This window comes from Actinokineospora fastidiosa (assembly GCF_014648415.1).
Taxonomy (GTDB): domain Bacteria; phylum Actinomycetota; class Actinomycetes; order Mycobacteriales; family Pseudonocardiaceae; genus Actinokineospora; species Actinokineospora fastidiosa.
The window spans coordinates 596,471-619,052 of the sequence record NZ_BMRB01000001.1 but is presented as its reverse complement, the minus strand read 5'-3'; the positions used below and the strand labels follow the sequence as shown (position 1 = coordinate 619,052).

Sequence of the window (22,582 nt, the reverse complement as noted above, 5' to 3'; positions counted from 1 at the left end):
CACGGCCGCGCGCCACCGCTTTCACCGGAGCACCTTTGTCCGGTGGCTCGGGCCTGCGGGCCAGCCGGCCCGCCACGGCCGAACGCCACCGCTTGCACCCGAGCACCTTCATCCGCTGGCTCGGTCCTGCGGGCCGGCCGGGCCGCCGCGGCCGCGCGCCACCGCTTTCACCGGAGCACCTTTGTCCGGTGGCTCGGTCCTGCGGGCCGGCCGGGCCGCCACGGCCGCGCGCCACCGCATGCACCCAAGCATCCGTATCCGCTGGCTCGCACTCGCGGCCCAGCCGGTCGTCCGTCACCGTCACCTGCACCGGAGCACCTAGGTCCGGTGGTCCGGACGCGCAGGCCAGCCGGACCGTCCCTCACCGTCGAGCACCCTCATCCGAGCGCCTTCACCCGCTGCCCTGTGCTCGCGGGCAGGCCAGCCACCCCGCCGTCCGGACCGCCGTCACTTCCACCCCGGCGCCCTCACCCGATGACCCGCACCTCGGGCACGTACACGATCCACTTCCCGCCCGACTCCCGGAACGCCGTCTCCTTCGCCATGATCTCCTCGGCGTGGTTCCAGGCGAACAGCAGCGCGTACGGCGGGTAGTCGGCGGCGAAGTCCGCCGGGGGCCGCACCGGGATGCCGGAGCCGGGCGCGAGCCGGTGCTGCTTGGCAGGCGTGGTGTCGCTGATGAACTCCACCAGGTCCGGCCCGATCCCGCACAGGTTCGTGACCGTCGCGCTCTTGGCCGTCGCGCCGTAGCCCACGACCCGCTCGCCGCGCTCGCGCAGGTCGGTCAGGAGCGTGACCAGGTCGGAGCGGATCTTCTGCACCCGGGAGGCGAACCCGTCGAGCGTCGTCCGCGACGCCAGGTCGGCCTCCGCGGCCAGCAGCTCGTCCACCGCCGAAGTCCGGGGCCGCGCGCCGGGCCGGGCCAGCGTGTACCGCACCTCGCCGCCGTGCACCGGCAGCCGCTCGACGTCGACCAGCTCAAGGCCGTGCCTGCGCGCCATCTCGTCCACCGAGCGGGCGGAGAACAGGAAGAAGTGCTCGTCGTAGATCTGGTCGAACGACGTGCGCTCGACGATGTCGCCCAGGTACGGGTCCTCGAACACGAACACCCCGTCGTCGGCGAGCAGCGCGTCCACCCCGCGCAGGATCGATCCCATGTAGGGGATGTGGCACAGCGTGTTCGCCGCGTAGATCACGTCGGCCGGACCGTCCGCCGCCCTGATCTCGCGGGCCGTGGCCTCCTCGAAGAAGTCCTTGCGCACCCGCACGCCCGCCGCCGCGGCCAGGTCGGCCACCGCCCCGGACGGCTCCACCCCGAGGTGGCGAACCCCGGCCTCGGCGACCACCCGCAGCATGGTCCCGTCGTTGCAGCCCAACTCCACGATGAACGACGCCCCGGCGGCCAGGAACCGCTCCGCCGCGGCCCGGAAGTGCGCCCGCATCACCGACGACCCCTGGCTGACATAGGGGTAGTCCTGGTGGAACATCCGCTCCCGCGGCACCTCCTCCATCAGCTGGACCATCGAGCACGTCCCGCACACGCCGACGGCCAGGCGGTAGAAGAACTCCTCGCTCGGGTCGTCGGGCAGCCGGAAGGCGTCCGACAGCGGCTGCCGTCCCAGGTCCAGGAACTCGGTGACGGCGCCCGCGCAGATGCGGCAGGTGGACATGAGCGCTTCTCTCTGCTCGAAGGGGAATCAGCGCACCGGGGCGCTGGCGAGCCGGTGCGGCAGGTCGGCCCGGCCGGTGACGCCGAGCTTGCGGTAGACGCGGGTGAGGTGCTGTTCGACGGTGCTCACGGTGATGTAGAGCGCCCGGCCGATCTCGCGGTTGGTGTGCCCGGTGGCGGCCAGCTCGGCGACGCGGCGCTCGGACTCGCTGAGCACCGGGTCGGCCCAGTCGGCGATGGCGCGCGCGGGCTCGCCGCCCGGCGTCGCGGCGCCCAGGTCGGCCATCGCCCGCGCGAGCCCGGCCCGGTCCCCGCAGTCGCGCAGACACTCGACGGCCTCGCGCAGCAGCGCAGAGCGGTGCGCGGGCTCGCGCGCGGCGGCCAGCAGGCGCAGCGACTCGCCGCGCGTGCGCTTGTCGCAGCCGGGCATCCGCAGCTGTTCGCTCAGGTGCCGGTCGGCGACGTCCGGCCTGCCCAGCAACAGGTTCGCCTCGGCAAGGTGCGTGCGCCACGGGACCAGCGCGGGCAGGTCGACGCCCCACGCCCGCATCCGCCGCCCGCAGTTCTGGAAGTCGCTGATGGCCGCCAGGACGCGTCCCGTCGCCATCAGCGCACGCCCGCGCGCGTGCAGGTAGCGCAGGCCGCACAGGGTGTCGAACATGGCCTCCGGCACCCGCAGCCGCATCAGCTGCTCGACGACGGCGTGCCTGCCGAGCACGGTGTTGGCCGCAATCAGGATCGACAGCGGGTACCCGATCGACACACCCCAGCCCTGCGGCAGCAGCAGGCCCATCGCCGCCTCCGCGCGCGCCGCCGCGGCCACCGCCTCGCCCCGGCGCAGCGCGATGTCGGCGCGGACGCCCTCGACCATCGCCTGCCAGGTCGGCGCGCCGCGGCGGGCGGCGTCGGCGGCCAGCCGCTCGCACCACTCCGCCGCCCGCTCGGTCCCGCCGCCGTGCGCCAGGATCAGCAGCGCCGTGGCCACCATCTCCGGCGCGGTGTGCCCCGGCCAGCTGTTGCTGAGGATCAGCTCGGCGGCGGCGACGGTCGCGCCGTCGGCCTGCCCGGTCCAGATCGCGCCCAACGTCCGCGCGGTGGCCGTCCACGGGTCGTCGCCCTCGGCCGACAGCGCCTCGGCGGCGGCCGCCACCGGCCCTCGGCCGTGGAACCACTGGGCGATCATTCGCAGCTCGGCGGCGCTCTGCGGGTCCAACGGCTCGGGGGCGTCGGCGAGCATGCCCAACGCGCGCAGCGCGGTGTCCTGGTCGCCGGTCCACAGCGCATGGCGCACCAGCGTCACCGCGTCACGTCCGCGCAGCTCACCGACCCACATCGCGGCGTGCAGGGGTCCGATGTGGGCGGCGGCGGCCGACGGGTTGGTCCACCACAGCGCGCGCACCAGCGCCTTGGTCACCTCCAGCCGCTGGTCGCCGTCGCGCAGCGCCAGTTCCAGCAGCCGCACCGCGCCCGCGGCGTCGTCGCCGGTCATGGCCTGCTCGGCGGCGTCCAGCAGCACCGGCACCGACCAGCCCGCCACGACCCGGTCGGCGGCCAGCAGGTGCGCGGCGACGGTCGACGCCGCCGCGCCGCGCTGGTAGCGCAGCTCGGCGGCCACGGTGTGCATGGTCGAGCGCTGCGCGACCGGCATCGCGGCGAGCACGGCGGCGGCTGCGGCGGCGTGGCGGAACCCGCCGTCGGTCAGCAATCCGGCACCGGTCAGGATCCGCTCGGCCCGATCGGCGACGTCCGGCGTGGTGCCCGCCAGCCGAGCGACCAGCTCGCGGTCGCGCTCGTCGCCGAGCACCGCGACGGCCCTGGCGACGTCGAGCAGGTAGGGCTCCCAGCGGTGCAGGCAGGCCAGCACGGCCCGCCCGTACGCGGGCCCGGCGCGCTCGTCGTCCGCGGTGATCCCGGCGGCGAGGTCGTCGGCCATGGCCTGCACGAGCATGGGGTTCCCGCCGCTGACCCGGTGCCAGACGGGCGCGAGGTCCGGCCGGTCGGGCAGCAGCGCGGCGATGCCCGCCTCCGACAGCGGCGCCAACCCGATCCGGTGGTGCTGGCGCCGGGTGATCTCGGCGTGGAAGACCGGCAGCGTCGGCTGCGGCTGCTCCCACTCCGTCAGTGCGATGAGTACCCGCGCGGACGCCATCCGCTTGCGTAAGTACAGGATGAACTGCAGCGACGAACTGTCGGCGAACTGCACGTCGTCGATGCCCAGCACGACGGGACGCTCCCGGGAGAGCTCCAGCACCGCCGAGCACACCTCGTGCACCATCATCGCGCAGCCCTGCCGCATCGTCCGCGCGTCCGACCCGGACTCCTCGTCCGCCCTCGGCGACACCACCCGCGACATCCGGTCGGCCACGGCGGGCGGCAGCCCGGCCCCGTGGAACAGCTGATCGATCACCCCGGCCCGCAACGCCCGCTCCGCCCGCGACCCGGTGGCGGTGAGCAGCAACGCCCCCGCCTCCCGCGCATGCGCGCAGAACCGGTTGAGCAACCGCGTCTTGCCACTGGCCAAACCACCGGTGATCAGCGCCAACCCGCCGTGCCCCGCACGGCAGTCCTCGAACAGTCCCATCAACTCGGTGAGCGCCGTGTCGTGGTCCGTTCGTACCATTCGACATGCCCCCTAACGGCTTGTGGCCAAGCAAGTCTCATATAAACGCTTTAGGCGGTCTGCCGCTGGTTTATAGCACGCTCGCCACGCAGTTCGGGTAATGAAGAAACTTTGCGAATCGGTTTACGCCTGTGCTCTCAGTGGTCGCCCTTTAGCACGCTCCGCCCCTGGTGGGACCGCTGGACGGGCCTTCTTTACCCGGAATTCGCCTATTCCGGTGCAGCCGATAGGCCGAAAAGCGTAGATATCAGAATTGGTAGTACAGGAAGGGGCTGAAGGTGCCCGTGGCGACCAGGATGGCCGCCCACAGCATTCCCGGGACCATCACCGCCACGCGCAGGGCTGAGGCGGTGCGGGTGCGGGAGGACTCCAGCATGGGGCCGGTGACCGGGGCGGCGGGGAGGAAGACCACGGCGAGGGCGATCAGGAGGGTCACCAGGGCCTGGTTGTTCAGCGCGGTGTCCACCTCGGCCGTCAAGCCGGTGAAGTCCGGCAGCAGCATGTGGCCGATCATCACCAGCGCCTGGCCCATGTCGGCGGCGCGGAAGAAGACCCAGCCGAGGCAGACCAGCAGGAGGGTGAGCGCGCGGCGGCCGACGCGGGCGCGGCGGTCGGTGGGCGCGTGTTCCCAGCCGAAGCCGCGTTCCATGATCAGCAGGGCGCCGTGGAACAGGCCCCAGACCAGGAACGTCCAGTTGGCGCCGTGCCACAGGCCGGTCAGGACGAAGACGATGAACAGGTTGCGGTACGTCCGCCCCGGGCCGGACCTGTTGCCGCCCAGCGGGATGTAGACGTAGTCGCGGAACCAGCGGGACAGCGACATGTGCCAGCGCCGCCAGAACTCCGTCACCGTCACCGACGAGTACGGGCGGGCGAAGTTCTCCGGCAGCCGGAACCCGAGCATGCGCCCCAGGCCGATCGCCATGTCCGAGTAGCCGGAGAAGTCGAAGTACAGCTGCAGGGTGTACGCGATCGCGCCGAGCCAGGCGATCGCGAAGGTCATCTCGTCGGCGGGGGTGGTGAAGCACTGCTCGACGACCGGGCTCAGCGAGTCGGCGATGATCACCTTCTTGCACAGCCCGAGCGCGAACCGGGGGAAGCCTGCGGCGATGTCGTCGAGGCGGTGCGTGCGCAGCTGGGGGAGCTGGTCGGCGATCTCCCGGTAGCGCACGATCGGCCCGGCCACCAGCTGCGGGAACATCGCGATGTAGGTCACGAACGCCACCGGCTGCCGCAGCGCGGGCCGCTCGCCGCGGTAGATGTCCACCACGTAGGAGATGTGGTGGAAGGTGTAGAACGAGATCCCGATCGGCAGCAGCAGCTCGATCACCGGGAAGTCGCCGCCGAACAGCCGCATGAACCCGGCGATCTGCTCGGTGGCGAACCCCGCGTACTTCCAGATGACGAGGATCGCGACGTCGAGCCCGACGACGGCGTAGAGCAGGTTCCTGCGCCGCCTGCGGTTGGTGTCCCACTCGTCGGGCTCCAGGTACGGCCCGACGAGGAAGTTCACCACCATGCAGAGCAGCAGCAGGATCGTGCTCGGCCCCGCGCCGACGGTGTAGAACAGCAGGCTGGCGAAGGCGACGATGCCGTTGCGCCAGTGCCGGGGCGCGACCAGCACGGCCAGCAGGACCAGTGGCGTGAAGAACCACAGGAACAGCGGGCTCGCGAACGACATCATTCCCCCTCTCGGGGGCAGACTTTAGCCGCTCCCGATCCCCCATTAGGCGGATACGGTCAGACCCTCCCGGCCACCCGCCGCCTGCGCGCCGCCTCGGCCAGGACGACGCCCGCGGCGACGGAGGCGTTCAGCGACTCCACGCCCGCCGACATCGGGATCGAGATGGTGGCGTCGCACGCCTCCCGGACGAGCCGGGACAGCCCCCTGCCCTCCGAGCCCACCACGACCACCAGCGGCGAGGTCGCCAGGGAGAAGTCGTCGAACGGCAGCGTCCCGTCGGCGTCGAGGCCGACCACCATGAGCCCCTCGGCCGCGTACGCGCGCAGCTGCCGGGTCAGGTTCGTCGCCACCGCGACGGGCAACTTCGCCGCCGTGCCCGCCGACGTCCGCCACGCCACCGCGGTCATCCCGGCGCTGCGCCGCTGCGGCAGCAGCACGCCGTTCGCGCCGAACGCCGCTGCCGAGCGGATCACCGCGCCTAGGTTGCGAGGGTCGGTGACGCCGTCCAGCGCGACGATCAGCGGCGGCTCGCCGCTGTCGGCGGCCGCGGCCATCAGGTCGTCGGGGTGGGCGTACTCGAACGGCGGCACCTGCAGCGCCAGGCCCTGGTGCATCGCGCCGCCGGTGAGCTTGTCCAGCTCGGCGCGCGAGACCTCCAGCACCGACACGCCGCGGTCGGCGGCCATGTGCACCGACTCCTTGACCCGGTCGTCGGCATCGATGCCCAGCGCCACGTACAGCGCGGTCGCGGGCACGCCCGCGCGCAGGCACTCCGTCACCGGGTTGCGCCCGGCCACCAGCTCGTTGGCGGGCTTGGCCCCGCGCGCCTGCTCCCGCTTGGCCGCCGCGTTGGCCTTCTTGTACGCGACGTGGCCCACCCGCTCCTCGGCCTTGGGCGTCGGTCCCTTGCCGCGCAGCCCGCGCCGCCGCTGGCCGCCGGAGCCGACGACCATGCCCTTCTTCGTTCCCGCCTTGCGGGTGGCGCCCTGGCGCTTGGAGTTGCCTGCCACGTCTACTCGTCCTTCAAAGTCCACTTCGGACCGTCGGGGGTGTCCTCGACGGCGACGCCCGCGGCCAGCAGCCGGTCGCGGATCGTGTCGGCCAGCGCGAAGTCGCGGTCGGCCCTGGCGCGCTGGCGCTCTTCCAGCAGGCTGCCCACCAGGTCGTCCAGCGCGGCGCGCAGCCCGGATTCCGCCGACGAGGAGTCCGCCCACGCCAGCGGGTCCAGCCCGAGAACGTCCATCATGGACCGGACCGAGGCCGCAGCCGCCCGCGCGCCCGCGTCGTCCCCGGCGTCCAGCGCCCGGTTGCCCGAGCGGACCGCGTTGTGCACCTCGGCCAGCGCCGCGGGCGTGGCCAGGTCGTCGTTCAGCGCGGCGACGAAGCCCTCCGGCAGCTCGCCGGGCTCCACCGAGCCCGTTCGGGCGACCACGTTGCGCACGAACGACTCGACCCGCTGGTAGGCGCGCTCGGCCTCGGCCAGCGCGGCCTCGCTGTACTCGATGTTCGACCGGTAGTGCGGGCCGACGAGGTAGTACCGCAGCTCCTGCGGGCGCACCCGCCGGACCATCTCCGGGATCGAGACGGTGTTGCCGAGCGACTTGGCCATCTTCTCGCCGCTCATCGTCACCCACGCGTTGTGCATCCAGTAGCGGGCGAAGCCGTCCCCGGCCGCCCGCGACTGCGCCTGCTCGTTCTCGTGGTGCGGGAAGATCAGGTCGATGCCGCCGCCGTGGATGTCGAACTCCGACCCCAGGTAGGTCGCGGCCATCGCCGAGCACTCCAGGTGCCAGCCGGGGCGCCCGGCGCCCCACGGCGTCGGCCACGACGGCTCGCCCGGCTTGGCGGCCTTCCACATCGTGAAGTCCCGCGGGTCGCGCTTGCCCGCCGCGGTGTCCTCGCCCTGCTGCACGTCGTCGAGCTTCTGCCGCGACAGCTCGCCGTAGGCGGGGTAGGACGACACCGCGAAGTAGACGTTGCCCTCGGCGGCGTACGCGCTGCCCGCGGCGATCAGCCGCTCCATCAGCTCGACCATCTGCGTGACGTGCCCGGTGGCGCGCGGCTCCACCGACGCGGGCAGGCAGCCCAGCAGCGCGTACGCCTCCTGGAACGCCCGCTCGTGGGTGGCTGCCCACTCCCACCACGGCCGACCAGCGGCGGCGGCCTTGGTCAGGATCTTGTCGTCGATGTCGGTGACGTTGCGCACCAGCGTGACGTCCAGCCCGCCGCGCGCCAGCCACCGGCGCAGCACGTCGAAGTTGAGCCCGCCTCGCATGTGTCCGATGTGCGGCACGCCCTGCACTGTCGCGCCACAGACGTAGATCGACGCCTTGCCGGGTGTCCGGGGCGTGAACTCGCGCGTCGTGCGGGTCGCGGTGTCGTACAGGAACTGAGGCACGGGGGCTCCGTGAGGGATAGACGGAACAGCGGTATGGCCAGAATGGTAGTGGTCGACGTCACTCAGACCGCGATGTCATAAGCATTCAGCATACTGACCAGCGAATCCGGCCGGTCCTGCGTCGGCACGGGAGCCACCCGCCCGAACCGGCAGCCCAGCGCCGTCGCGCCCCCGTCGGCCTCCGCGCTGTCGCCGATCATCAGCGTCTCCGCCGGGGCGACCCCGATCCGCTCGCACGCGATGGCGAAGATCTTCGGGTCGGGCTTGACCACTCCCTCGACGTAGGACAGGACGTACGCGTCCACCTCGATGCCGTGCAGCTCCAACGTCGGCCGGATGTCCCAGGCGATGTTGCTCAGCACCCCGACCGGCAGCCCCGCGTCCCGCACGGCCCGCACCGCGGCGGCGGTGTCCGGGTACGGCTTCCACGACGCCGGGTCGATCATCTTGGCGTAGACCTGCTCGACCAGGCCGGGCACGACGTCCATCCCCGCGGCCCGGTACGCCGCCAGGTACACCCGCCGGTGCGTCTCCGGGTCCAGGTCGCGGCGGTCCCAGTCGGCCCGCAGGTCGTCGGGCAGGTGCCGGGAGGGGCCCAGCGTCAGCTGCACCATGATCTCGGTCTGCTCGTGCCCGTCCAGACCGGTCCCGTCCAGCCACGACACGTCCGGTTCGAGGCGGAAAAGGGTGCTGGAGAAGTCGAAGAGGACGCCGCGGATGGTCACGTCCCCCACGGTAGCCGCCTGACCGCTATGCGAGATCGAGGAGCAAAGCGGTTGCGACGGCCGCCACACCCTCGCCGCGTCCGGTCAGCCCCAGCCCGTCGGTCGTCGTCCCGGACACCGACACCGGCCCGCCGACCGCGGCCGACAGGGCCTCCTGCGCCTCCGCCCGCCGCGTCCCGATCTTGGGGCGGTTCCCGATGACCTGCACCGCGGCGTTGCCGACCCGCAGACCGGCTGCGGTGAGCAGTCGGCGCACCTCGACAAGCAGGTCCACGCCGCGCGCGCCCGCCCAGCGCGGGTCCCCGGTGCCGAACACCGCGCCCAGGTCGCCCAGGCCTGCCGCCGACAGCAGGGCGTCGCACAGGGCGTGCGCGGCCACGTCGCCGTCGGAGTGGCCAGCGCAGCCGTCCACGCCGTCCCAGCGCAGCCCGGCGATCCAGCACTCCCGCCCGGCCTCGACCGGATGCACGTCGGTGCCGATCCCGACCCTCACAAGCCCTCCACCAGCACTTTCTCCGCCACCGCCAGATCGTGCGGCGTGGTGACCTTCATCGCCGACGGGTGCCCGGCGACCGTGGCCACCGGCACGCCCAGCTTCTCCACCAGCCCGGCGTCGTCCGTCGCGGAGACGCCCGACCCGTGGGCCCTGACCAGTGTGTCCACCGCGAACCCCTGCGGGGTCTGGACCACGCGCAGCGCCGCCCGATCCGGGGTGTCCAACACCACACCGTCGGCATCCACCCGTTTGACGGTGTCCGTGACGGGCAACACGGGGACGACGGCCTCCGACCCCGCCGCCACCGCGTCCACCACCCGCCCCACGACCTCCGGCGGCGTGAACGCCCGCGCCGCGTCGTGCACCAGCACGATCCGGACGTCGGGGAACGCCGCGACCGCGTGCCGCAGCGCGGCGCCCACCGAGGCCGTGCGGTCGGCGCCGCCGGGCACGACGTCCACCGGCAGGCCGCCGACCAGGGCGGACACGGCGTCGACGTCGTCGGGCGGGGCCGCGACGACAACATGCCGCACGCGGCCCGCGTCAAGCAGGCCGCGCACGGCATGGACAAGCAGGGGTACACCGCGGACAGGCACGAGCGCCTTGGGCATCCCGTAGCCGAGACGTTCTCCACGGCCGGCCGCGGGCACCAGCGCCACGGCCGAGTTCAGTTGTGTCACGGGCGGACTTTAGACCGCCGCGGCTGCCAGCACCTCGTCGAGCAGCACCTCGGCCTTGCCCTCATCGGTGCCTTCGGCCAGCGCCAGTTCGCTCACCAGGATCTGCCGGGCCTTGGCCAGCATCCGCTTCTCGCCCGCGGACAGGCCACGGTCCTTCTCCCGCCGCCAAAGGTCACGCACCACCTCGGCCACCTTGTTCACGTCGCCGGACGCGAGCTTCTCCAGGTTGGCCTTGTACCGACGCGACCAGTTGGTCGGCTCCTCGGTGTGCGGAGCGCGCAGCACATCGAACACGCGGTTGAGGCCCTCCTGGCCCACGACGTCCCTGACGCCCACGATCTCGGCGTTGTCTGCGGGAACGCGGACCGTGAGGTCGCCCTGCGCGACTTTGAGGACGAGGTACTTCTTCTCCTCGCCCTTGATCACGCGGGTCTCGATCGCTTCGATGAGTGCGGCACCGTGGTGCGGGTAGACGACGGTCTCTCCGACCTTGAAAACCATGTGTCCTCTGCCCCTTTCGCTGGCTCCATCTTAACACGAGTCGCACTCCCGAACAGCTCAACCCGGATTCGGTCTCCGCAGGTCACAGGCCAGATGGGGGGTTGACAACGCCCCTTCGGACGTGCTCACCCAGCTCCGCCCGCGAATGGCAAAATCTCCACAGTGGACCTGATCGCCGATCGTGGTTTCGCCCACCACGCGCGGGCGCGGGCGATCGCGCGGGCTACTCTTCGGTCCGGAAGAACGCAGCAAGCCTCGACCGCAGGAGCCCACCCGTGAGCCGTGCACAGCAGAACTCGACCGGTCGGCTGCGCCGCGCGTCCCTGGCCATCGGCCTGGCCGCGCTCCTGGCCACCACGGCCTGCGGCGCCGGGCAGATCACCCAGACCGACTCGCAGCGGCCCGCCGTCAACGGGTCCAGCGTCGACGCGGGCGCCATCGCCGTCCGCGACGCCAGGCTGGCCTACCCCCACGACGGCCACTACAGCCAGGGCGGCCAGGCGGCGGTGATCGCGTCGCTGATCAACACCGGCACCGAGGCGGACACCCTCGTCGAGGTCACCAGCCCCATCGCGGGCAAGGCCGAGCTGACCGGCGACACCGCCCTGCCCGGCGGCGTCGCCCTGGCCGTCGGCACCCCGAACGAGGACTTCCACCCCGAGACCACCACCGCCGCCCCCACGACCACCACCGCGCCGACCACCACCGGCACGGAGACGACGGGCGCGACCACCACCACGACGACGACCCCGGTCGCCACGACGGGGGCGATCGAGCTGGGCAAGCTGCAGATCCTGCTCACCGGCCTGACCGAGGACCTGTACCCGGGCCGCGTCTACCCGGTCACCTTCGTCTTCGCCAAGGCGGGCGCCGTGACGGTCGAACTCCCCATCGCCGCCCCCACCGACCCCCGCGAGTCGGAGGACCACGGCAACACGGGCGAGCACTAACTCTTAGACCTGACTGTCGGGGCGGGGCCACGTCGTGCGCCCCGCCCCGACGGCTCGGCTCTGCAGCCCCTCACGTGGCAGAGCAGGGTTAGCCGTGGTGGCTGTCGCACCCGCACGCCGGATGGGTCGCCGATCTCTCGGCACTGCTTTGAGACCTCCAGGACGGCCAGCCACTCAAACGAGTGGTCTCTGTGGATGGCTGCTGGCTCAGCCCTGGCGCTTTCAGGTTCAGACATCGCTGCTCAGCGCCCATCGGTAGAAGCTCTCCCGTTCAATCGGAGTGTCACTTCCGTTTTTGCCGTTCCCCTCCGATAGGATCAGAACCAAGGGGGTCTGCCCCCTGGGTGGGCGGGGTCTGTCCCAGGTGGGGTGTGGGGTGGTTGGTGGTGGGGTGGGTGTTGCTTGTGGGGAGGTGTCGGGTGGGGGCGATAGCGTCAGGGTGTGGCGAGTAAGAGTGGGTTTCGGTGTGAGGAGTGCGGCGCCGCTGTTGTGAAGTGGGTGGGGCGGTGTCCGGAGTGTCAGGCGTGGAACACCTTGCGGGAGGTGGGGGTCGGGCGGCCTGGGCGGGTTGCCGCTGGGGCTCCTAGTGCGCCTGCGCGGCGGATCGATGAGGTCGATGTCGAGTCGGCTCGGGCGCTGTCGACCGGGGTGGGGGAGCTTGACCGGGTGTTGGGTGGGGGGCTCGTGCCGGGAGCCGTGGTGTTGTTGGCGGGGGAGCCGGGGGTGGGGAAGTCGACGCTGCTGCTCGAGGTCGCCTACCAGTGGGCGCGGCGGGCCAATGGGCCGACGCTGTACGTCACGGGGGAGGAGTCGGCGGGGCAGGTGCGGTTGCGGGCCGAGCGCACGGGCAACGTGGATCCGGGGATGTTCCTGGCCGCCGAGAGTGATGTGTCGGCGGTGATGGGGCACGTGGACGACATCAAGCCGGGGCTGCTCGTCGTCGACTCGGTGCAGACGTTGTCCTCGCCCGACGTCGACAGCACGCCGGGTGGGGTGACGCAGGTGCGGGCGGTGACGGCGGCGCTGGTCGCGTTGGCCAAGGACCGGGCGCTGCCGGTGCTGCTGGTCGGCCACGTCACCAAGGAGGGGTCGATCGCCGGGCCGCGGGTGCTGGAGCACCTGGTCGACGTCGTCCTGCTGTTCGAGGGCGACCGCCATTCCAGCCTGCGGATGCTGCGCGGGGTCAAGAACCGGTTCGGGCCTGCCGACGAGGTCGGGTGCTTTGAACTGGTCGACCGCGGCATCGTCGACGTGCCCGACCCGTCCGGGCTGTTCCTCAACCGCCACGACGTGGGCGTGCCCGGCACGGCCGTCACGGTCGCGATGGACGGCAAGCGCCCGATGCTGGTCGAGGTCCAGGCGCTCGTCGCCAGCTCGCCGCTCAACACGCCGCGCCGGGCGGTGAGCGGGTTGGATTCGGCCCGCGTGGCCATGGTCCTGGCGGTGCTGGAGCGCCGCGGCGGCGTCCGCCTCGGTGACCGGGACGTCTTCGCCGCGACGGTCGGCGGGATGAAGGTCGCCGAGCCCGTCGCGGATCTCGCCGTGGCGCTCGCGGTCGCCACCGCGGCCAAGGACGTCGCCCTGCCGCCGGACCTCGTCGTCCTCGGCGAGGTGGGGCTGGCGGGGGAGGTGCGCCGGGTGGGCGGGGTCCGGGCCCGGCTCGCCGAGGCGCTGCGCCTGGGCTTCACCAAGGCCCTGATTCCGCCCGACTGCGGCGACGTCCCCGACGGCCTGCAGGTGCGCATCGTGCGCGACCTGGGCTCGGCGATGAACAACCTGCAGGTCCTGCGCGAATGACCAAGGGGCCCCGGGAATCGCCGGGGCCCCATGGTCCTGTCAGCTCGCCGTGCAGCCGACCACCGTCACCCCCGCGGCCGGGCCGGTGCCGACGAAGCCGAAGGTCGTGCTCGCCGACGCGGCCAGCGCGCCGTTGTGCGCGGCGTTGGTGACCCGGCTGCCGGTCAGCGTGCCGTTCCACAGGCTGCTGATCGCGCTGCCCGACGCCACCGCGAGGTCCACCGTCCACCCGCGGATCGCTGTGGTCCCGGTGTTGGCGACGGTCACCTCCGCCTGGAACCCGCCCTGCCAGCTGTTGACCGAGCGCAGCGTCGCGGTGCAGCCCGACGACCCGCTGCCGCCGGACGAGGTGCGCGCCGACAGCGCCGCGGACGCCGCCGACACGTTGCCCGCCGCGTCACGCGCCCGGACGGTGTAGCTGTAGGCGGTGTTCGCGGTCAACCCACTGTCCGTGTAGGACGTTCCCGCGACGGTCGCCACCCGGGTCGTTCCACGGTAGACCTCATACCCGGAAACACTCACATTGTCTGTAGAAGCGTTCCAGGACAGGGAAATGGACGACGAGGTGACCGCGCCAGCGGTAAGTCCACTCGGGACGGATGGGGCGGTCGTGTCGACCGGGCCGCTGCCGGAGTAGCGCTCGCCCAGGCTGATCCCGGTCGTGCTGCCCGCGCCGCCGAGGCGCACCTGGTGGTCGAGGCTGACGAACTTGCCGTTGTGCTGCCACAGGGCGGGCTTCAGCAGGGCGTACTTCTGCTCGTCCCACGTGCGCCAGTCGTCCAGCAGCAGGCCGCCGGTGTCGCCGGAGTTCGGGTTGAGCACCCAGAACGTCTGGTGCAGGCCCTCGTCGACGATCAGGTCGCGCAGCGCGGTCATCCAGCGGTCCTGGCGCTCGTCCTGGCCGAGGCGCCCGCCCCACTCGCCGATCAGCAGCGGCGCGATCTCCTGCTCGTGGATGTAGAGCCAGTTCGGCCGCCACACGTCGACGATCAGCGACTCCTTGTCGAACGGCTTCTGGAACCACGGCTGGTCGAACACCAGCGGCCCGTAGTCGTGCGGGGAGTACACCAGCTGGTCCTGGTTCGCGCCCAGGTTCACCGGGTGCTCGGCGACGCCGCGCAGGTTCCCGCCCCACCAGGTGTAGAAGTAGTTCGGCGACAGGTCGGGGTCGGTGTTCGGCGAGCTCCAGGTCTCACCCGGCCTCGGGTAGACCTCCACGCCCTCGCACAGGATCAGCACCTTCGGGTTGATCGCCAGGATGCGCTTGCCCGCGGTCTCGCAGACGTGCTTGAAGTTGTCGGCGTCGGTCGTGGAGTCCCACTTGGCGCGCGGCGGCTGCGTCGGCGTGCCGTGCGGCTCGTTCTTGACGTCCATCGCGACGACGGTGTCGTTGTCCTTGTACCGCGCGGTGATCCACTCCCACGCCTGGTAGAAGTCCTCCGTCGTGATCGAGCCCTTCCACCACACCGGGTGGATGTGGCCGGAGTTGTCGGCCTCGGCGCTGTGCACGTCGATCATGACCTTCATGCCGAAGCGCTCGCACAGCTCCAGGAAGTAGTCGAACACCTGGAGGTTGTTCTTGCCCGCCAGCTCCGGGTTGGCGTAGGTGTTGACGTTCGGGGTCGCCGTCTGCCCCGCCTTCCACTCCAGCAGCAGCTGGGTGGAGATCGGGATGCGGACGATGTTGATGCCCCGGTCGGCCATCGCCTTGCTGATCTCGGTGATGTTGCCCGACCACAGCCCGTGGAACACCCGCTCGGTGGCGTTGAACCCGAACCAGTTGGCGCCGGTGAGCCAGACCTGGTTGCCCGCCTCGTCGACGATGCGGTTGCCCTCCACGTGCAGCCAGTCCTGCTCCGGCGCCGCCGCGGTGGCCGCCGGACCCGCGGAGACGGTCGCCAGCACTGTCGCGGCGGCGGCCAGCAGGGCGGCCGCGGTACTTCTGACCTTCATGGGACCTCGATCGCTGGGGAGTTGTGGGAGCGCTCCCAATCGCCAGCCGAGTGTAGGAGCCCGCGTGACCGCGAGGCAATACTCAGTAGTTGGTCCACTCCTGGCGCGAGTAGCGCAGGATCACCGGGTCCATCAGCGTCGACGCCCGCACGTCGGCGGGGGCGCGCCGGTCCGGCGGGAAGACGGCGGCCGCGGCCAGCGTCCGCTCGTCCAGCGAGCGCAGCGGCAGGTCCGGCAGCCGCAGCGCGGGCGCGGTCCGGGCGGCCAGGTGGAAGCCCCACTCGCCGAAGGACGGCACCGTCACCTGGTAGGCGGTGGTGGACAGGCCCGTGGCGCGCAGCGACTCCTCGATGCACCAGTACGCGTGCGGGGCGAAGAACGGCGAGCCGGACTGCACCACGATCCGCCCGTCGTCGGCGAGGGCCTGCACGACCATGCCGTAGAACTCGATGGAGTAGAGCTTCGCCGTCGCGGTGGAGTCCGGGTCGGGCATGTCGACCACGATGACGTCGAAGTCGGCGGTGACCGAGCGCAGCCAGGTGAAGGCGTCCTCGGCGCGGACGGTGACGCGCGGGTCGTCGAAGGCGTTGCCGTTGGCCGCGACGAGGCGGGCGTCCGTGCGGGCCAGCTCGATCATCGCCGGGTCCAGCTCGACCAGCGTCACCGAGGAGACGTCCGGGTACCGCAGGATCTCGCGCAGGGCCAGGCCGTCGCCGCCGCCGAGGACCAGCACGCGCGAGTGCGGCCCCGCCATCGCCGGGTGCACCAGCGCCTCGTGGTAGCGGTACTCGTCGACGGAGCTGAACTGCAGGTCCCCGTTGAGGAACAGCCGCACGTCCCGGTTGCCCGACAGCGAGACCGACTCGGTGATCACGATGTCCTGGTACGGCGTCCGCTCCGCGTGCACGACCGGGTCGGCGTAGAGCGCCTGGCGGGCGGTGACCTCGAAGTCCTCGGCCAGGGCGTAGGCGCCGCCCAGCACCCCGAAGACCGCGACCGCGCCGCCGATCAGCGCCGCCTTGCCGCGCACGCCGCCGATCTCGCCGCGGAACACGGTCAGCACCAGCCCGAGCCCGGCCAGGGCGTTGACGATCCCGACCACCAGCGCGCCCTCGATCTGCCCGAACACCGGCAGCAGCACGAACGGGAACGCCAGCCCGCCCAGCAGCGCGCCCACGTAGTCGGCGGCGAACAGGTCGGCCACCGCCGAGCCCGCCGCCTGCGCCCTGATCCGCTGCAGCAGCTCCATGAGCAGCGGGATCTCCGCGCCGATGAGGACACCGAGGATGAGCGCCATCGCGATCAGCGCGGGCGTGTAGAGGCTCAACCACGCGAACGCCGCGTACAGCAGCAACACGCTCAGCCCGCCCAGCAGGGCGAGGATCAGCTCGATGAAGGCGAACGAGATCGCCGCCCGCCGCTGCAGCGGCTTGGCGAGCAGGGCGCCGATCCCCATCGCGAACACCATCAGCGACAGCACGATCGACGCCTGGCCGACGGTGTCGCCGATCAGATAGCTGCCCAGCGCGACCAGGGCGAGCTCGTACACCAGACCGCAGGCGGCGCAGATGAAGACCGTCGCCAGCAGCGCCACCCGGGCCGGGCGGGCGCGCCGGACGGGCGCCCCGCCCGCGGGCTCGCTCACGTGATCGCGGCGGCGATCACCACGGCGACGACGAGGTGTGCCACCGCCGACACCCACACGCCGGGGTGGTGCTCCTCGGCGCAGATGACCTCGCCGAGCTTCCCGGGCGTGAGCACGTCGATGATGATGAACGACAGCGCCATGATCGCCAGGCCGAGCAGGCCGTAGACGGCGGTGTTCGCCAGGCCGGTGCCCAGGTCGTCGGCGCTGGTCAGGATCGCCGTGGTGAGGATGACGCCGATGCCGAGCAGGCCCGAGCACAGCAGGATCGAGGCGTTGCGGTTGCGCTCGGTCCAGATCAGGTCGGCCAGCTTGCCCGGCGTGGCCACGTCGACCAGGACGTAGCCCAGGGCCATCAGCACCAGGCCCGCACCCGCGTAGGCCAGGGTGCCGAGCAGACCGGTCAGCAGTTCGGACACGGGTGGTTACCTCGCTTCTTTCCCGCGCTTGCGGATGATCAGGCCGATGATGAGGCAGAGCAGGGCGATTCCGCCGATGATGCCCAGCGCGATCAGCGCGCCGGTGTGGTTGCCGACGAAGTCCGACCCGGGGCGACCGATCGGGGTGGGCTGCGCCGCGTCGGCCGGGGTGGCGGGCAGCGCGTGCGCCGCGCCCTCCTCCACCATGAGCAGCGGCAGCGACAGCACGCCGAGGCCGGTGGTGGCCGCCGGGTCGTTCAGCGCGGCGTCGCGGGTGACGCCCATGCGCTCCAGGTCGCCGGAGTAGGGATGCTTGCCGGTGAGGCTGTCGGAGGAGTCCACGTCGATCGCGGCGGAGTCCTCCGACTCGCTGCTCGCGCTGGTGTACTCGACGCCGACCTGCAGGATCACCCAGTCGTCGCACTCGCGCGCCGAGACGCCCGCGCCGCGGCTGGAGCCCATGCTGACGACGTCCTCGGGCCGCGTCGAGTAGGTCGACCTGGACAGCTCCCAGCCGTAGCAGATGCCGTGCGCCTTCTCGGCCTCGGCGAGCCGGGCGGCGAGGTCGGCGGTCTCCTGCGCGGTCGGCGGGGGCACGCTCGTGTCGTTGTCGCTGGAGTCGAAGCCGCCCTCGCCAGCGATGATCGCCAGCACGATGCCGACGAGGATCACGCCGGTGATGATCCAGCCCGCGGCCCCGCCCTTCTTGGTCTGCTGCTGGGTGCTCACTTGCCCGCCCCCGGTCCCCGGCCGCGGAAGGACTCGCCGTGCCCGGACGTCCAGCCCCAATACCCGCTGACGTGCGAGTGGTAGCGGCGGTAGGCGCGGTCGACGTCGTCGACGCGGATGACGCTGCCGCCGTTGTGCGGGCGGACCAGCACCATGTCGTCGTTGTAGCGCAGGTACACCCCGCTGGCGTCGGCGTACTGCGACACCGGCTTCCACGCGCCGACGATGGCCGCGGTGACCGCGCTGGGCGCCTGAGTCGTGGTGTAGGCGATCTCCTCGTCCTGGTCGAGGGTCGCCGCGCGGGTGTAGGTGTTGTCCACGTAGTCGCGCACGGACGTGCCGCGGGCGAACATGGTGATCGCGATGATCCCGGCGATCGCGGCGAAGATGCCCGCGATCCAGAACCAGGTCCTGGGTTTGGTCTTGGTGCTCATCCGTTGGCCGCCGGGAAGATCTTGACGTCGTATGTGGACAGCTTCTCGCCCGTGGCCGCCTCCCAGGGGGCGTCGCCGTAGGACTCGAAGGAGAGGAGCCGGTCGCGGCTCTTGTAGTCGTGGTAGCGGACGGAACCGTCCTTGAGGCCGGTGGTCGCCTCGGTGGTGTAGGTCGCCGTGCCCTTCTCGTCAGACCGGTACTCGACGCCGTCGAGGGTGAGGGTCTTGGGGCCGGGCCGCAGCTCGGTGTCGATCTCGGTCCACGCCACCAGGACCAGGTCGGGGTCCTCCTCGACGGAGAGCCAGACCCGCTCCTCGGTCGCGGTCTCCAGCAGGTGCTCCGACCAGGTCCAGCCGCCCTCGTCGCAGCGCACGGAGCCGCGCACCGAGTAGGAGACGCCGCGCAGCTCGACCAGGTCGCCCGCCTTGAGGGAGCGCGGATCGCCGTAGACGGCGTGGTGGTCGGAATCGGCGAACGGGTCCTGCGGGGCCGGGGCCGCCGGTGGACGCTGCTGCCGTTTGCGCACCACGAGCCCCGCTATGAGCGCGCCGATGGCCGCGGCCACCACGATCAGCAGGACGATGCCGAGCCCGTCCACTTGCGACCCCCTACCCGATTGGCTGAACCAGCCGACACGGTAGGGGATGGACTCGCGGGTCGTGAGAGGAGTGTCCTAATTGCGACCAAGGGAACACGCACGGCGGCGCGGCGTGTTCAGCGCGTCGTCAGGCCGCGGTGCATCTCGTAAAGCCGCTGCGCGAGCGCCCGCCGGTCGGCGGGTCCGATGAGCACGCGGTCGCCGGGCAGCGCCAGGTTCAGGTACCGGCCCTGCACGGTGTCGGCGTAGCGCAGCGGCGCGGGCACCTTGTGCCTGCGGCCCGCGCTGTCGCGCACGGCCGTGAACAACTGCCCACCGCCGGTTGTCGGCAGCTCGGTGATGCGCTGGACCTCCCGCACCTGCGGCGGGGCCTGCCGGGTGCCGACGCCGGTCGCCGTGCGCTGCCGCCCGCCAGCGGCGCTGCGCACGTCCTCGCCGAACACCGTGATCACCTGCCCGCGCCCCGGCGGCACCTCCGGCGTCTGCGCGACCAGCGCCTCCGCGGGGGCCTCCGGGTTCACCGGGACGATCGAGACCACGCCGTCGTCGTTCCTGACCAGCACGGCGGTGCGCCCGGTCACCGCGACCAGGACGCCCACCGTCCGCTTCGCCTGGCTGATCCACCCGTAGAACTCCGCGCGCGGCGTGCACAGCATCGCCAGCACGGCGAGCATGTCCGCGTCGACCCGCCCGCGCTGGTCGATGCCACCGGCGCGGGCGAGCTCGTCGCGGGCCATCTGCTCGGCCCTGCGCTCCTCGTCCCGGGGAAACCACAGGGCCTCCGGCGAGATGGTGAGGTGCAGCTGTCCCAGCCCCTCAGCCTTCACCGTCCTGGCGACGGTGTTGACCGACAGCTTGAGCGGCCTGTCCAGCACCTACTACTCCCCAATCACCGGCGGGGCCGTCATCTGGTCGGTCCCGAACAGGCTGTCCGGGTCGTCTTCCACGAGGAACGACGCGCGCGTGTGCTCCTCGTCCTCGCCACCCTGGCCGCGGGCGCCGCCCGCGCCGCCGCCCATCGGCGCGCCGCCACGGCCACCGGCGCCGCCAGCGCCCATGCCGCCAGCGCCCATGCCACCGGCGCCGCCCGCGCCGCCGAAGCCGCCCCGGCCCGCGCCGCGCGCCTCCTCGGCGCCGACGCCCATGCCCGCGCCGAATCCGGCGGGACCGCCGCGCAGGCCGCTGGAGCCGCCGAGCCCGGGCCCGCCGGGGCCTCGGGTGGCGGGGTTGCCACCGGGACCGCCGCCCGGGATGCCCGGGGGCCGACCGCCGGGGAAGCCCGGCGGACGCCCGCCCGGCCCGTTCGGACCGCGCCCGTTCGGCGGGTTCTGCCCCGGCCCGCCCGGCGGGTACGGCCCGGGGTACGGGCCCGGGTAAGGACCGGGTCCGGGCGTCGGGCCGGGGCCGGGCTGGTAGGGCCCGGGGCCGCCCGGCAGGTAGGGCCCGCCGCCGCCGATCGGCGGCTGGTAGCCGCTGGGGTTGGTCGGGTCGTAGCCGCTCGGGTTCGTCGGCGGCCTGCCGCCGGTGTCCCAGCTGCCCCCGTTGTCGTCCGGGTTCCCGCTCGGCGGCGTCACGTTCTGCCGGTCGTCGCCGCCCCCGTCACCGTCGCCGTCGTCGCCACCGCCGGGCTTGTTGATGGTGATCTGGGAGTTGTCGGGCTGCATCTGCCCGTACTGCGTGGGCATGTTCTCGCCGTTGTGGAGCGACGCGCTCTCGTAGGCCTGCATGACCTTGACGTTGTTCTCATTGGCCGCGCGGTTGGCCTCGACCTGCTGCTCGTAGTCGTCGCCCGCCCCGCCGAGGCTCCACACGTTGTCCCAGAACCCCGGCTCCTCCGGCACGTTCGGGATCGGCTGCACCGAGCTCTTGGCCTGGTCGTAGGACTCCACCTGCCGGTGCGTCAGATCCTGCACGTTGTGCAGCTCCGGCTGCGCCAACTCGTGCTCCACCGCCAACGGCCCCGCACCCCGCTGAGCCGCCCCGGCCGAAGGCCCCTCCCAGATCGCCTCCATGTCAATGGTCAGCGACCGGATCTCCGATGCCAGCAGGTCGTACTCCTGCTTGGCGGAATCGACCTTCGTCGCCGCCTGGCTCAGCTCCTGCCCACCCCGACCGTTGACGAAGTTGTCGTAGATCGCCTGGCCGGACATGCACTGCATCTGGAACGACATGGCTCAGCCCCCGTTCTTCAGGGTGTCGACGACTGCCGCGGCGACTTCCTTGACCTGGTCACACGCGGTCTTCGGCTCCGCCCGCCTGCTGAAAACCGAGAAATGAAGCTGATCCGTCACACCGACCGAGATGGTGCAGTAACCACGTGACCGGTTGTCGCTGGCGTGCTGGTAGACGGCCGGGTAGCCGTTCACGGTCGTGGGCTCCCAGTACTCCCACTGCCCCTGCTCCTGACCTCGGTAAAGGTCAGCCAACCCGTTCTTGTTGGGAACGATGTACGACACCACGAAGGTGACGAGGTCCGGCGTCTTCCACAGGCAGGAGGGATCGGTGTCCTCCGGGTCCGAGCCGAACGCCTCGAGGTTCCCCAGAGCACGCTGCTGGTCGGCGGTCAGTGAGCTGCAGGGATCTTTGAGCTGTTTCGTCGCGTCCAGAGGATTCTCGACGGAGGGCGCTCCATAGCGGTCGTTCTCGGCCGTCGTCGTGGTCGACCCGCTCGTGGGGCGGGGATTGGTCGTCGTTTCTCGATCACCGCCAGGGGTCGGAGTTCCGCTCTCGCTGCAGGCGCTGAGTCCGATCACGCAGAGGGCGGCGACGGCTGCTCCGATGAACCGAGTGGGCATGGTCGGTCAAGCTCCCGAGTTGTTGACGGTGGCGGTGTTCTCGCTTTCGGTACCGGCGTAGTCCGCGCGGGCAGCCTTCAGTTTCTCGATGTAGCCCTTGGCGTAGTCGGACATCACGATGTTGTGGTCCAACGCGGCCTGGAGGCTGGCCTTGGTCCTCTCAGCCTCGAAGTTGCTGGGCGCGTCTTCGGCAGGAGGGAGAACGTGTGCGAGTGCGTCGTCGAGCTTGCTACCGCCCTCATCGATCTTCACCAGGATGCTTTCCCAGCGCGCGATCAGGGCGTCGAGTTCGGCGAGGCTGGAGATGGCGAAGCGGCCGCCTTCGCCGCCGCCGCCGGAGGAGTACATGGCCGTGGCCGCGGGACCGAGGAACGGCAGGTTCTCCAACACGGTGATCATGTTGACCTGCTGGTCGATCTGGTCGCCCGCGGCGGGCGGCTGGTCGGTCGTTGGCTCGGTACCGGTCCCATCCGGCATGGGTGCCTCCC

General features: G+C 71.7%; 21 protein-coding genes. 2 read left to right on the top strand and 19 right to left on the bottom strand.

Annotated elements, in window-relative coordinates; all coding sequences use genetic code 11:
* Positions 1-467 precede the first annotated feature (467 nt).
* The 9 genes from IEY98_RS02835 to IEY98_RS02795 form a co-directional block, all read right to left on the bottom strand.
* Positions 468-1,670, bottom strand: coding sequence for a class I SAM-dependent methyltransferase (locus tag IEY98_RS02835; RefSeq protein ID WP_189208695.1), 1,203 nt, complete (start codon positions 1,668-1,670; stop codon positions 468-470).
* Between the two features lie 27 nt (positions 1,671-1,697).
* On the bottom strand, positions 1,698-4,289 hold the full coding sequence (locus IEY98_RS02830; protein ID WP_229786510.1) for an AAA family ATPase: 2,592 nt from the start codon (positions 4,287-4,289) through the stop codon (positions 1,698-1,700).
* 247 nt (positions 4,290-4,536) lie between these two features.
* Entirely contained in the window at positions 4,537-5,970 is a 1,434-nt protein-coding gene (locus tag IEY98_RS02825; RefSeq protein WP_189208694.1) for an MBOAT family O-acyltransferase, read from the bottom strand.
* 59 nt (positions 5,971-6,029) lie between these two features.
* A complete protein-coding gene (rlmB, locus tag IEY98_RS02820) occupies positions 6,030-6,983 on the bottom strand; it encodes a 23S rRNA (guanosine(2251)-2'-O)-methyltransferase RlmB (RefSeq protein ID WP_189208693.1) in 954 nt (317 codons plus the stop codon).
* A gap of 2 nt (positions 6,984-6,985) precedes the next feature.
* Positions 6,986-8,371: a cysteine--tRNA ligase gene (cysS, locus tag IEY98_RS02815; protein WP_189208692.1), complete on the bottom strand. Its 1,386-nt coding sequence runs from the start codon at positions 8,369-8,371 to the stop codon at positions 6,986-6,988.
* 62 nt (positions 8,372-8,433) lie between these two features.
* Positions 8,434-9,096: an HAD family hydrolase gene (locus IEY98_RS02810; protein WP_189208691.1), complete on the bottom strand. Its 663-nt coding sequence runs from the start codon at positions 9,094-9,096 to the stop codon at positions 8,434-8,436.
* A gap of 25 nt (positions 9,097-9,121) precedes the next feature.
* Positions 9,122-9,589 carry a 2-C-methyl-D-erythritol 2,4-cyclodiphosphate synthase gene (ispF, locus tag IEY98_RS02805; protein WP_189208690.1) on the bottom strand — a complete coding sequence of 156 codons (468 nt, stop codon included), beginning with the start codon at positions 9,587-9,589 and terminating at the stop codon, positions 9,122-9,124.
* Complete coding sequence (ispD, locus tag IEY98_RS02800; RefSeq protein ID WP_268244566.1) at positions 9,586-10,263, bottom strand: 2-C-methyl-D-erythritol 4-phosphate cytidylyltransferase; 678 nt, start codon at positions 10,261-10,263, stop codon at positions 9,586-9,588. The genes ispF and ispD overlap by 4 nt, the downstream gene beginning before the upstream one ends.
* A gap of 18 nt (positions 10,264-10,281) precedes the next feature.
* Positions 10,282-10,773 carry a CarD family transcriptional regulator gene (locus IEY98_RS02795; protein ID WP_189208689.1) on the bottom strand — a complete coding sequence of 164 codons (492 nt, stop codon included), beginning with the start codon at positions 10,771-10,773 and terminating at the stop codon, positions 10,282-10,284.
* A 275-nt stretch (positions 10,774-11,048) separates the two neighbouring features.
* Between IEY98_RS02795 and IEY98_RS02790 the strand changes: the two genes are divergently transcribed.
* A complete protein-coding gene (locus IEY98_RS02790; RefSeq protein ID WP_189208688.1) occupies positions 11,049-11,723 on the top strand; it encodes a copper chaperone PCu(A)C domain-containing protein in 675 nt (224 codons plus the stop codon).
* A gap of 441 nt (positions 11,724-12,164) precedes the next feature.
* Positions 12,165-13,520 carry a DNA repair protein RadA gene (radA, locus tag IEY98_RS02785; RefSeq protein WP_189208687.1) on the top strand — a complete coding sequence of 452 codons (1,356 nt, stop codon included), beginning with the start codon at positions 12,165-12,167 and terminating at the stop codon, positions 13,518-13,520.
* Positions 13,521-13,559: 39 nt separating this feature from the next.
* On the opposite strand, the gene IEY98_RS33250 is transcribed toward radA, so the two are convergent.
* The 10 genes from IEY98_RS33250 to IEY98_RS02735 all read right to left on the bottom strand — a co-directional run bounded on the left by IEY98_RS33250 (position 13,560) and on the right by IEY98_RS02735 (position 22,571).
* Positions 13,560-15,473, bottom strand: coding sequence for a cellulase family glycosylhydrolase (locus IEY98_RS33250; protein WP_189208686.1), 1,914 nt, complete (start codon positions 15,471-15,473; stop codon positions 13,560-13,562).
* Between the two features lie 82 nt (positions 15,474-15,555).
* Positions 15,556-17,118 carry a polyamine aminopropyltransferase gene (locus tag IEY98_RS02775; protein WP_189208685.1) on the bottom strand — a complete coding sequence of 521 codons (1,563 nt, stop codon included), beginning with the start codon at positions 17,116-17,118 and terminating at the stop codon, positions 15,556-15,558.
* Positions 17,115-17,537 (bottom strand): DUF350 domain-containing protein, encoded by a 423-nt coding sequence (locus IEY98_RS02770; RefSeq protein WP_189208684.1) that lies wholly within the window; start codon positions 17,535-17,537, stop codon positions 17,115-17,117. The genes IEY98_RS02775 and IEY98_RS02770 overlap by 4 nt, the downstream gene beginning before the upstream one ends.
* Before the next feature lie 6 nt (positions 17,538-17,543).
* The gene (locus tag IEY98_RS02765; RefSeq protein ID WP_189208683.1) at positions 17,544-18,266 is read right to left on the bottom strand and encodes a hypothetical protein; all 723 of its coding nucleotides are present in this window, start codon (positions 18,264-18,266) and stop codon (positions 17,544-17,546) included.
* Positions 18,263-18,700, bottom strand: coding sequence for a DUF4247 domain-containing protein (locus IEY98_RS02760; RefSeq protein WP_189208682.1), 438 nt, complete (start codon positions 18,698-18,700; stop codon positions 18,263-18,265). Before IEY98_RS02760 ends, IEY98_RS02765 begins: the two co-directional genes overlap by 4 nt.
* A complete protein-coding gene (locus tag IEY98_RS02755) occupies positions 18,697-19,299 on the bottom strand; it encodes a DUF4178 domain-containing protein (protein ID WP_189208681.1) in 603 nt (200 codons plus the stop codon). The genes IEY98_RS02760 and IEY98_RS02755 overlap by 4 nt, the downstream gene beginning before the upstream one ends.
* Positions 19,300-19,415: 116 nt before the next feature.
* A complete protein-coding gene (locus IEY98_RS02750) occupies positions 19,416-20,174 on the bottom strand; it encodes an ESX secretion-associated protein EspG (protein WP_189208680.1) in 759 nt (252 codons plus the stop codon).
* A 3-nt stretch (positions 20,175-20,177) separates the two neighbouring features.
* A complete protein-coding gene (locus tag IEY98_RS02745; RefSeq protein WP_189208679.1) occupies positions 20,178-21,470 on the bottom strand; it encodes a hypothetical protein in 1,293 nt (430 codons plus the stop codon).
* 3 nt (positions 21,471-21,473) lie between these two features.
* Positions 21,474-22,094, bottom strand: coding sequence for a DUF3558 domain-containing protein (locus tag IEY98_RS02740; protein ID WP_189208678.1), 621 nt, complete (start codon positions 22,092-22,094; stop codon positions 21,474-21,476).
* Positions 22,095-22,100: 6 nt separating this feature from the next.
* Positions 22,101-22,571, bottom strand: a complete 471-nt coding sequence (locus IEY98_RS02735) for a hypothetical protein (protein ID WP_189208677.1) — start codon at positions 22,569-22,571, stop codon at positions 22,101-22,103.
* Between the last annotated feature and the right edge of the window lie 11 nt (positions 22,572-22,582).